The 10,590-nt window shown below is 74.4% G+C and carries 11 protein-coding genes; 4 read left to right on the forward strand and 7 right to left on the reverse strand.

The features are described 5' to 3' along the window. From ABT023_RS28400 to ABT023_RS28415, 4 genes are all read right to left on the reverse strand, one after another. The coding region (locus ABT023_RS28400; RefSeq protein ID WP_350889684.1) for an ATP-binding cassette domain-containing protein at positions 1-372 on the reverse strand (372 nt) is incomplete at its 3' end. After that, positions 369-1,190: an ABC transporter permease gene (locus tag ABT023_RS28405; protein WP_350889685.1), complete on the reverse strand. Its 822-nt coding sequence runs from the start codon at positions 1,188-1,190 to the stop codon at positions 369-371. The genes ABT023_RS28405 and ABT023_RS28400, both read right to left, overlap by 4 nt. Positions 1,191-1,194: 4 nt before the next feature. Beyond that, entirely contained in the window at positions 1,195-1,998 is an 804-nt protein-coding gene (modA, locus tag ABT023_RS28410; RefSeq protein ID WP_350889687.1) for a molybdate ABC transporter substrate-binding protein, read from the reverse strand. Beyond that, positions 1,995-2,417 (reverse strand): TOBE domain-containing protein, encoded by a 423-nt coding sequence (locus tag ABT023_RS28415; protein ID WP_350889689.1) that lies wholly within the window; start codon positions 2,415-2,417, stop codon positions 1,995-1,997. The genes modA and ABT023_RS28415 overlap by 4 nt, the downstream gene beginning before the upstream one ends. A gap of 186 nt (positions 2,418-2,603) precedes the next feature. Here ABT023_RS28415 and ABT023_RS28420 point away from each other — a divergent pair, with 186 nt between their 5' ends. Further along, positions 2,604-4,178: a glutamate synthase-related protein gene (locus ABT023_RS28420; RefSeq protein ID WP_350889690.1), complete on the forward strand. Its 1,575-nt coding sequence runs from the start codon at positions 2,604-2,606 to the stop codon at positions 4,176-4,178. 133 nt (positions 4,179-4,311) lie between these two features. On the opposite strand, the gene ABT023_RS28425 is transcribed toward ABT023_RS28420, so the two are convergent. Together ABT023_RS28425 and ABT023_RS28430 are read right to left on the reverse strand one after the other, a co-directional pair. Continuing rightward, on the reverse strand, positions 4,312-5,496 hold the full coding sequence (locus tag ABT023_RS28425; RefSeq protein ID WP_387017282.1) for an acyl-CoA dehydrogenase family protein: 1,185 nt from the start codon (positions 5,494-5,496) through the stop codon (positions 4,312-4,314). 130 nt (positions 5,497-5,626) lie between these two features. Then, on the reverse strand, positions 5,627-6,472 hold the full coding sequence (locus ABT023_RS28430) for a maleylpyruvate isomerase family mycothiol-dependent enzyme (protein ID WP_350889692.1): 846 nt from the start codon (positions 6,470-6,472) through the stop codon (positions 5,627-5,629). Between the two features lie 137 nt (positions 6,473-6,609). Between ABT023_RS28430 and ABT023_RS28435 the strand changes: the two genes are divergently transcribed. Further along, positions 6,610-7,548 (forward strand): hypothetical protein, encoded by a 939-nt coding sequence (locus ABT023_RS28435; protein WP_350889694.1) that lies wholly within the window; start codon positions 6,610-6,612, stop codon positions 7,546-7,548. A 52-nt stretch (positions 7,549-7,600) separates the two neighbouring features. On the opposite strand, the gene ABT023_RS28440 is transcribed toward ABT023_RS28435, so the two are convergent. Continuing rightward, positions 7,601-8,152, reverse strand: a complete 552-nt coding sequence (locus ABT023_RS28440; protein ID WP_350889695.1) for a carboxymuconolactone decarboxylase family protein — start codon at positions 8,150-8,152, stop codon at positions 7,601-7,603. A 248-nt stretch (positions 8,153-8,400) separates the two neighbouring features. Here ABT023_RS28440 and ABT023_RS28445 point away from each other — a divergent pair, with 248 nt between their 5' ends. Together ABT023_RS28445 and ABT023_RS28450 are read left to right on the forward strand one after the other, a co-directional pair. After that, positions 8,401-9,555 carry a M20/M25/M40 family metallo-hydrolase gene (locus ABT023_RS28445; RefSeq protein WP_350889697.1) on the forward strand — a complete coding sequence of 385 codons (1,155 nt, stop codon included), beginning with the start codon at positions 8,401-8,403 and terminating at the stop codon, positions 9,553-9,555. A 184-nt stretch (positions 9,556-9,739) separates the two neighbouring features. Beyond that, a partial coding sequence (locus ABT023_RS28450) for a carboxylate-amine ligase (protein WP_350889699.1) occupies positions 9,740-10,590 on the forward strand: 851 nt, incomplete at its 3' end.

Consider the following 10,590-nt stretch of genomic DNA (forward strand, 5'->3'; position numbering starts at 1 on the left):
GGCCCGCCGGTCGGCACCGCGCCGGCGCGGGCCGAAGGCGACGTTGTCCCGGGCGCTCAGGTGCGGGAAGAGCAGGTAGTCCTGGAAGACGACGCCGACCGGGCGGCGCTCCGGCGGGGTCCACGCCCGGCGGTCGGGACGGTCGAGGTCGGCCCCGCCGAGGGTGAGGTGACCGGCGGTCAACGGGTGCAGGCCGGCCAGGGCGCGCAGCGCGGTGGTCTTGCCGGCACCGTTGGGGCCGAGCAGCGCCACCACCTCCCCGGCGCGCACCCGCAGGGCGACGTCGAGGCGGAAGCCGCCCCGGTCGGCGACGAGGTGGGCGTCCAGCAGCGGCGGCGGGACGGGGTCGGCAGGTGGCGCGGCGGCGGTCACGGGCCGGCCGTCCACTTGTCGCGCAGCCCGGCGAGGATGGCCACGGAGACGGTGAGCAGGACGAGGCTGAGCACGATCGCGGCCTCCAGGTCGGTCTCCAGGGCCAGGTAAACGGCCAGGGGCATGGTCTGGGTGCGGCCCGGGAAGTTGCCGGCGAAGGTGATGGTGGCACCGAACTCGCCGAGGGCGCGGGCCCAGCACAGCACCGCCCCGGCGGCCACGCCGGGGGCGACCAGCGGCAGGGTGACGTGCGTGAAGGTGGTCCACCGGCCGGCCCCGAGGGTGGCGGCGGCCTCCTCGTACCGGACGTCGGCGCCGCGCAGCGCGCCCTCGACGGCGATGACCAGGAACGGCATGGCCACGAACGCCTCGGCGAGGACCACCCCGGCGGTGGTGAACGGCAGGGTGATCCCGAAGGTGGCGTCGAGCCAGCCGCCGAGCAGGCCCCGCCGCCCGAAGACCAGCAGCAGGGCGACGCCGCCGACCACCGGCGGCAGCACCAGCGGCACGGTGACCAGCGCCCGGACCAGCCGCCGGCCAGGGAACTCCAGCCGGGCCAGCAGCCACGCCAGGGGTACGCCGAGGACGACGCAGACCAGCGTGGCGACCGTGGCGGTGAGCAGGGACAGCCGCAGCGCGGTGAGCACCCCCGGCGCGGCCAGCCGCTGCGGCAGGGTGGCCCACGGAGCGCGGGCGAGCAGCCCGACGAGGGGCAGCACGAGGAAGATCAGCCCGAGCCCGGCCGGGACGAACAGGGCGACGGGCATCCGCCGCCCGGGGACGCGGCGACGCGGTGTCGCCGGGCGGGCTCGTACCATGGGGTCAGGCCCGTGGGGGCTGGAACCCGGCGGCGGTCAGCGCGGCGCGGCCCCGCTCGGACCGCACGTACGCGACGAACTCCCGGGCCGCGGCCGGATTGCCGGCCTGCCGGAGCACGACGATCGGGTAGTCGTTGACGGCCCCGGCGGACTCGGGGAACTCCACGGCGTCCACCTCGGACGCGGCGGCGACGTCGGTGCGGTAGACCAGCGCGGCGTCGACCTCGCCGAGGCGCAGCTTCGACAACGCGCCCCTGACGTCCTGTTCGAGGGTGACCGGGGTGAGCGGCACGCCGGCGGCGTCGAGGGCGGTGCGGGCCGCCGCGCCGCAGGGCACCTGCGGGGCGCACAGCGCGACCTTCGTCCCGGGCCGGGTCAGGTCGGCCAGCCCGGCCACCGACCGCGGGTTGCCGTCCGGCACGGCGATGACGAGCTGGTTACGGGCGAAGGTGACCGGGGGGCCGTCGGCGTTGCCGGCGTCGGTGACCGTACGCATGGTGGCCGGGGACGCGGCGGCGAACACGTCCGCGGGCGCGCCCTGGTTGACCTGGGTGGCCAGGGCGGAGCTGCCGGCGAAGCTGAAGGTGACCGTCGTGCCCGGGTGGGCGGCCTCGAACTCGGCGCCCAGCCGGGTGAACGACTCGGTCAGCGACGCCGCCGCGAAGACGGTGACCGGGCCACGCACCCCGTCGCCGCCCACGGACGGGTCGGACCCGCCGGCGCAGCCGGTGACAGCGAGGACCAGGGCGACCGCCCCGGCCAGGGCGGCGCGGGTCCGACGGGTCCCCGGGTTCCCGCGTGCGGTCACGGGCCGGACCTTCCTCGCGAGGGGTGCGGGGCCGGCCGTTCCACCACGACCGTGGTCGACTTGATCACCGCGACGGCGACCGAGCCGACCTGGAGGCCCAGGTCGTCGACCGCCTCGCGGCTCATCAGCGACACGATCCGGAAAGGCCCGGCCTGGATGTCGACCTGGGCCATCACGGCGTCCTTGACCACGGCGGTGACGATGCCGCGCAGCCGGTTGCGGGCCGACGACAGCTCGGCGTGCTCCTCGGGCGCGGCGGCCGCGGCGCGGACGAACCCGGCCAGGTCCACGCCGTCGAGCACCCGGTGGCCGTGCTCGTCGCGGGTGGCGGCGAGGCGGCCGGCGTCGACCCAGCGCCGCACCGTGTCGGTGCTGACGCCGAGCAGTTCGGCCGCCTCGCCGATCCGGAACATCGCCACGAGGGCACCCTACCGTGCCGCCGATGCGGGCCGAAAGCCCACCAGAACCCTGCATCTGCGGCATCCGGTCCGGGGCAGTGTTCGCAGATGCGTTGCGACGTCGAGGCCGGGCCGCCGGGTCGGCGTCCCGGGCGGACGGGAATCGCCGGCCGTGCGAAACCCGGCGACCCCGGGGAGACTGGCGGCATGAGATGGGTCCGTCGAACCGTGCCCGCCGTCGCCGCCGCCGTCGCGGCGCTGGCCGCCCGTGACGTCCTGCAGCGTGACCACGCGCTGCTGCGCAACTTCCCGGTGATCGGTCGGGCCCGGTACCTGCTGGAGTCGATCGGGCCGGAGTTGCGGCAGTACATCGTGGCCGGCAACAACGAGGAGCGGCCGTTCACGCGCGACCAGCGGCGCTGGGTGTACGCCTCGGCGAAGCAGGAGAACAACTACTTCGGGTTCGGCACCGACAACGACATCGAGTACACCGCCGGGTACCCGATCATCAAGCACCGCACGTTCGGCCGGGCGGTGCCGCCGTCGTCGCCGACGGCCGGGCACGACGTACGGCTGCCGTGCGCCAAGGTGCTCGGGGCTGCCCGGGGACGGGCGCGGGCCTTCCGGCCGGAGTCGGTGGTCAACGTCTCCGGGATGAGCTTCGGATCGCTGTCCGGCAACGCCGTGGCGGCGCTCAACCGGGGGGCGGCCCTGGCCGGGTGCCTGCAGAACACCGGCGAGGGGGGCCTGTCCCCGTACCACCGGCGGGGTGGGGAGTTGGTGTTCCAGCTCGGCACCGCGTACTTCGGCTGCCGCGACGAGCACGGCCGGTTCGACCTCGCCCGGCTCAGGGACCTGGTCGCCGGCGCGCCGGTACGGGCGCTGGAGGTCAAGCTCAGCCAGGGCGCCAAACCGACCCTGGGCGGGCTGTTGCCGGCGGCGAAGGTGTCGGCGGAGATCGCCGCGACCCGGGGCATCCCGCAGGGCCGGGACTGCGTCAGCCCGTCCCGGCACGCCGAGTTCTCCGACTGCGACAGCCTGCTGGACTGGGTGGAACTGCTGGCCGCCGAGACCGGCCTGCCGGTGGGGATCAAGTCCGCCGTCGGCGACCTCGGTTTCTGGGAGGAGCTGACCACCCTGATGCGCGACACCGGCCGCGGGGTCGACTTCGTCACCGTCGACGGCGGCGAGGGCGGCACCGGTGCCGCCCCGCTGATCTTCACCGACTCGGTGTCGCTGCCGTTCCAGCAGGGCTTCTCCCGGGTGTACAAGGTCTTCGCCGAGCAGGGGCTGCACGATCAGGTCGTCTTCGTCGGCGCCGGCAAGCTGGGCCTGCCGGACAACGCGGTGGTGGCGTTCGCGCTCGGCTGCGACATGGTCAACGTCGGCCGGGAGGCGATGCTGGCAATCGGCTGCATCCAGGCGCAGAAGTGCCACACCGACACCTGCCCGACCGGGGTCGCCACCCAGAACCCGTGGCTGGCCCGGGGCCTGGACCCGGCGTCGAAGTCGGTGCGGGCGGCGAACTACCTGCGGACGCTGCGGCGGGACCTGGTCAAGGTCGCGGAGGCGTGCGGGGTGGAGCACCCCGGGCTGATCGACGCCGACGCGGTGGAGATCCTCGGCGGCCGGACCTCCTCCACGCCGCTGCGGGAGGTCTACGGCTACCGCCCGGACTGGGGCCTGCCGTCGGCCGCCGACCGGGAGGAGATCGTCCGCCTGATGACCCCCGAGGCACCGAGGGGCGGCACCGCGACGCCCTCCCCCACCGCCATACCCTGACGGCGGCGACGCGTCGGGCGTCGTACGCCCGGGCACCGGGACAGTGACCGTTCGCGGCACCGCCCCGGTCCGGACACAGGCGCCCGGGGGCCCTCCCACCGGCGGCGGTGGGAGAGCCCCGCGACGCGAGGCGTCACAGGTAGAGGGTGTTGGGCTCCAGCCCGCACAGCACCCGGCCGTACAGTTCGGTGTTGACATCCGGGACGACGAGGCCGTGCAGCGCGGCAGAGGTGACATCCCGCACGATGCGCTGGATCGGCACGTCGCTGTAGATGGAGGTGCCGCCGCTGGCCATCTGGAAGATGTCGGCGACCTCCTTCGCCAGGCGGGCCGCCTCGCCCTGGTCGGCGCGCGCCCGGACCCGCTCCTCGACGGTCCACGCCTCGCCGCTGAACGCCTTGTGGTCGACGACCTCGGCGATGCGCCGGGCGTGGAACAACGCCTGATCGATCTTGTGGGCGGCGGAGCCGACCCGCAGGTGGGTCAGCGGGGCCTCGGCCTGGCTCGGGTACTCGGTGTAGATGATCTTCCGGTCGGGCAGCCGCTCGAAGAAGCTGTCCCACGCCGCCTTGGCCAGGCCGGCGAGCATGCCGGCGCCGGAGACGGCGGCAACCAGGGTGGCCGGGGTGGAGTAGATGGGGATGTTCCGGTTGGTCTCGGACAGGGTGTCCGGACCGAGCGCGGCCCCCAGCGGGATAACCCGCTCGGCGGGGAGAAAGACGTCCGTGGCCACCGTGGTGATGCTGCCGGAGCCGCGCAGCCCGGTGGTGTGCCAGTCGTCGACCAACTCCATGTCCGACATCGGAACCATGGTCATGACCGGCTCCGGCTCGGCGCCGTCGCGCAGGATGACGGCCGCGGCCTCCATCCAGTGCGCGTGGTGCGCGCCGCTGACGAACGGCCACCGGCCGTTGAGGATGTAGCCGCCCTCGACCGGGACCATGGTGCCCTTGGGGGCGTTGGTGCCGCAGACCCGCACGTCCGGGGTCGAGAACACCTCGTCCTGCACCGCGTCCGGGAACATGCAGACCAGGTACGTGGGGATCCAGTTCACCATCGCCACCCAGGCCACGGAGCCGTCGATGCGGCCCAGCGCCGCGCCGACCTCGACCAGGGTGGCGCCGTCGCACTCGTAGCCGCCGTACCGCTTGGGCACCCGCATCCGGAAGATGCCCGCCTCGGCCATCGCCTCGACCGTCGCCTCGTGCAGCCGCCGGTTCTCCTCCGACCACGCGACGTGCTCCCGGAGCACCGGCTCGGCCTTGGCGACCCGGCGGAGGATCTCCTCACGCGTGGGGGTCTCAGTGATCGTCACTATTTCCTCCTTGAAGGCTCTCCGGTCCGTGGACCTTGTCCCCCACACGGTCGCACCGGCCGCCGCGCGGACACTTCTTCCGTATTGCGGGGGTGCCCCGGAGCCGGGTCCGGGGGACGCCACGGCCCTCGGCTCAGGACGGCATCCGCATGGTCCGCAGGAAGACGGGCAGCAACCAGGGCCGCCGCCCGCCGACGGACAGCCTGCGGGCGAGCACCGCGCGCACCCGGTGCACCCGCCCGAACAGCATCAGGGTGAAGGTGGCCGGGTCGAAGGAGAGCCGGACGTCCGGGCGCGGGTCCGGGGGTCCCACCGACACCCGCCCGTCGACCAGGGCCAGGGTCACCTCCGGGCCGAAGCGGTGCCGGAAGTTCACCGAGATCCGTCCCGGGCGCGCCGGGGCGTTGCCGTCCAGCAACCGGCCGTAGCTGCGCCGGGTCAGGTCGACCAGGAACAGGTCGACGAAGAGCGCGGCGTCGGCGGGGTCGATGACCCAGCGCCTCCCGAGCGCCCCAGCGATGTCCCAGGAGTGGATGTTCAGCTCGTTGAGCAGGTGGGCCAGCAGCCCGGTGACCGGCAGCCGCGCCCCGCCCAGCCAGGACACCTCGTGCTCCGGCCCGGTCTCCCCGACCACCCGCAGCACCTCCTCGACGTCGGCGCGCAGCCGGTCGGCCAGGACCGGCAGGCGCCGCTCGGTGAAATGCCGCAGCACCTCGGCGTTCATCACCGAGATGGTGTCGACCGTGGTGCGGCGGCGCAGGTCGAGCAGGCCGGGCACCGGCAGGTCGGGCGGGGTCTCCCGGACGAGGGACAGGCCCATCGCGGCGACGCCGCACAGGTGTGCCATGGTGTCGGCCACCGTCCAGTGCGCGGTGGCGGCCCGGTCGGGCGGTGCGTCCTCGACGAGGTCGAGCAGCCGCCCCAGGACGACGGGCACGGAGGTTCGGACGCGGCGCCACTGGTGCGGGGTGACCGACATACGTCCACGATGGACGTAGCGGGTGGGTGAACGCTTGTTCGAGGTTGCCGTTCTACCGCCACGGCTGCCGTCGGGCCCGGCGCGAATTCGGCAATATCGAAGAAGCCAGTGGGCGGGACCGTCCCCACAATCCATCCATGACTGTCACCGGAAGCGCAGGCGCGGTCCACGTCGCCGCGCACACCCACCCGCGGGCGCGCGGGCGGATCATCCTGGGCGGTGTCGCGGCGGGGGTCCTGCTCGCGGTGCTGTGGTCGTACGAGTTCGTCGACCACGTGATCGGTGACAACGTCGCCAACGCCCTGCTGGGCCACGACGCGAAGGCCACCGCCATCGGCGGCACCGTCGCGGGCCTGGTGTTCGCGTTCGTCTCCGGCCTGGCCGGCACGTTCACGGCGTGCAACATCGCCATGGCCGCCGCGGTCGGCCCGATGAGCCAGGCCGGCGGCGCCGGGGCCACCCGGGCCGGGCTGCGCGGGCTGCTGCGGCCGGTCGGCTGGCTCACCGTCGGGATGGTGGCGGTCTCCGCGGTGTACGGCTTCGTCGGCGTGCTGCTCGGCGACCGGCTGCCGCAACTGTCCACCGACACCGTCGGCGGGCTGCCGGTACGCCTGATCCAGGCGATGGTCGTCTTCGGCGTGATCGGGCTCGCCTTCGTCTACCTCGGGCTGGCCGCGCTCGGGACGCTGCCCGACCCGTTCGCGCACCGCCCGGTCGCCCGGGTCGTGGTGCTCGGCGCGCTGGTCGGCGGTTTCCTCATCGGCCGGCCGTACCCGCTGTTCAACAAGCTGTTCCACTGGGCGGTGGACACCGGGAACCCGCTCTACGGCGCGGGCGCGTTCGTGCTCCAGTCGCTGGGCAACATCGCCATCGTCGCCGCGCTGTTCGCGCTGATCATCGTGGCCACCCGGGGCCGGTTCATCCAGTGGCTGGCCGCCAGCCCCACCCGCACCGCCGCGGTGACCGGGGCGCTGCTGATCGCGCTGGGCGTGTTCATGGTCGTCTACTGGGACGTACGGCTGCCCGCGATGTTCGACTACGGCTGGTTCCCCACCATGCCGTACAACGCGCGGTAGCGCCCCGCCGGGCCGGCGGACGCGTCCCCGCGCCCGCCGGTGTCCGCGCCGGTCAGGCCGAGCCGACGTACCCGCCGGTCTTGATCCGCTGCGCGGTCTCCTCGTAGGCGACCGGGTCCTCCGGCAGCCGGGTGCCGAGCCCGTCGACGTAGCGGTTGAACATGCAGAACGAGGCGGCGATCAGCACCGCGTCGTGGATCTCCAGATCGGTGGCGCCCTCGGCGCGGGCCGCGTCGACCAGCTCCGCGCTCACCTTCCGACCGCTCTCCTGCACCGCCGCCGCGATCCGCAACAGGCCGCGCAGCTTCGCCGACACCTCGGCCGCGTCCAGGTCCGCCCGGACCTGTTGCACCAGCGGCATACCGCCGTCGAGCTGGGCGGCGGCGAACGCGGAGTGCGACGAGCAGCAGAAGGTGCAGTCGTTGAGCCCGGAGACGTACGCCGCGATCAGCTCCCGCTCCCCGGCCGTGAGGGTCGGGTGCGGCGCGTGCAGCAGCGCCTCGGCCAGCGCGTTGAGCGCGACGGCGGTCTCCGGCCGGTAGCGCATGAGCCCGGTGATCCCCGGGTGTTCCGCCTCGTCCAGGCCCAGATCGATGTGTGCCACATGCTCTCCTTGGCGTGACAGGCCGCGGCCGGCGGCAACGCGGTCCTGCTGCGCATGGTGCCGCCCCGGCGGCCCGTCCGCTTCTTCCTGCGTGCCCCGTTCGGGCCGGCGGCGCGGACCGCGATCTCTCCCAGCGTGCCGTCCCCAGGGCCGGCACCTGGGCCGACACGGAGCGCCACGAGCAGGGCACGGACGCGTATTGCCGCTGCGTACGGGGCGCTGCCACGATCGGCCACATGGTCGACACAATGGACATACGGCAGGGGGCCCTGGCACAGGCCGGGGCCCTGGTGGACCGACTTCGCGAACTCGTGCACCAGGAATCCCCACCCGGGGAGGTACGTCAGCTGCACGCCTGCGCCGACCTGCTGGAGAGCTGGATCAACCCGGTGCTGGGCCGCCCCGCCGTGCGGGTGATGCGCGACGGTCTGCCGCACCTGCTCTGGCCGGCCGACGACCAGCGGGTGCTGCTGCTCGGGCACTACGACACGGTGTGGCCGGAGGGGACGGTACGGGACTGGCCCTTCGCGCTCACCGACGGCATCGCCACCGGCCCCGGGGTGTGCGACATGAAGGCCGGCATCGTCCAGATGGTCACCGCCCTGTCGCTGCTGCCCGACACCTCCCGGGTGGGGGTGCTGCTGACCTGCGACGAGGAGAGCGGATCGCCGACGTCCCGGCCGCTGATCGAGCAGCAGGCCCGGCGCTCCCGGGCGGTGCTGGTGGGCGAGCCGTCCACGGAGACGGGCGCGGTCAAGGTCGCCCGCAAGGGCGGCTCGAAGTACGAGATCACCGTACGTGGGCGGGCCGCGCACGCGGGCGTGGAGCCGCACCGGGGGGTGAACGCGGCGGTGGAGCTGGCCCACCAGGTCCTGGCCGTGCGGGCGTTCGCCGCCGAGGGCACCAGCGTCACGCCGACGGTGCTCAGCGCGGGCACCATCAGCAACCAGGTGCCCGAGTCGGCGACGTTCTGCGTCGACGTGCGCGCCTGGACCCGGGAGGAGCTCGACCGGGTGGACCGGTTGATCCACGCGATGACCCCCTGGCTGACCGACGCCGCGCTGGTGGTGGGCGGCGGGATCAACCGGTACCCGCTGCAGGAGGCGGTGGCGACGCCGCTGCTGGAGATCGCCCGGCGGGCGGGCCGGGAGCTGGGCCTGCCGCCGGTGGAGGCCGCGCACGCCGCCGGGGCGTCCGACGCGAACTTCACCGGGTCGCTGGGCGTGGCCACCCTGGACGGCCTGGGCGGGGTGGGCGGCGGGTCACACGCCCGCTCCGAGTGGGTGGACGTCACCCAGATGCCCGACCGCGCCGCCCTGCTCGCCGCGACGGTCGCCGGAGTGCTAGCGCAGCCGCGCCGGGGCCGCGTCGCCGCGGACCGGGGCGTCCCCGCGCGCCTCTGAACCCACGGCGGGCCGGAGATCGCCGTCGCCTCCACCAAGGCGCGCGCCGCTGCTCCCCAAGCGCCGGCTCGCCCTCCATAATGGTGCGTCGAGACGGCGCGCCGCCCGGTCCCCGCGCCGCTGCCCACCACCGGCGGTCCACGTTCGTGGCCGCCGGCTCAGCGAGCGGGAGGACGACCGCCCCATGACCCTTACCACGCGTCAGACCACGCCGCCGCCACGCTTCGGGGTGGAGGAGGAGTTCCTGGTCGTCGACGCCGTCACCCGGGCCCCGGCGCCCCGGGCCGCCGAGGTCGTCGGGGCGGCGTCCGCGCTGCTCGGGGAGCGGGTCTCCGGAGAGATCACCACCCTGCAACTGGAGACCCGCACCGAGCCCTGCGAGACGCTCGGCGAGCTGGCCGCCCAGCTCGCCGAGGCCCGCAAGGTCGTCGCGGACTGCGCGCGGACGGCCGGGCTGCGGGTGGTGGCCACCGGCACCGCCCCCGTCGCCGGGGTGGTGCCGCCGCCGATGACCGTCGGCCCGCGCCAGAGCAGGGGCAACGAGACGTACCGGGGCCTGCACGACGAGCTGGCGCTGTGCGCGCTGCACGTGCACGTGGAGATGCCGAGCCGGCAGCGGGCGGTGCTGGTCGGCAACCACCTGCGGCCGTACCTGCCGCTGCTGCTCACCCTCACCGCGAACTCGCCGTACTGGGACGACCGCGACTCCGGGTACGCGAGCTGGCGGACCACCGTCTGGGGGCGGTGGCCGGTGGCCGGCCCGCCGCCGGTGTTCGACTCGGCGGAGCACTACGACGAGGTGGTGCAGCGGCTGACGGACGTCGGTGCCCTCGTCGACCGGGCCACCATCTTCTGGGACGTACGCCCCTCGGAGCGGCACCCGACCCTGGAGGTCCGGGTCGCCGACTCCGCCGTCACCGCCGAGGACTCGGCGCGGTACGCGGCGCTGGTGCGGGCGCTGGTGGTGCACCTGTCGGCGGCCGTGGAGGCCGGCGAGCCGGCCCCGGCCGTGGCCGCCGAGCTGCTGCGGGCAGC

The organism is Micromonospora sp. NPDC002296 (genome assembly GCF_040296145.1).
Lineage (GTDB): Bacteria > Actinomycetota > Actinomycetes > Mycobacteriales > Micromonosporaceae > Micromonospora.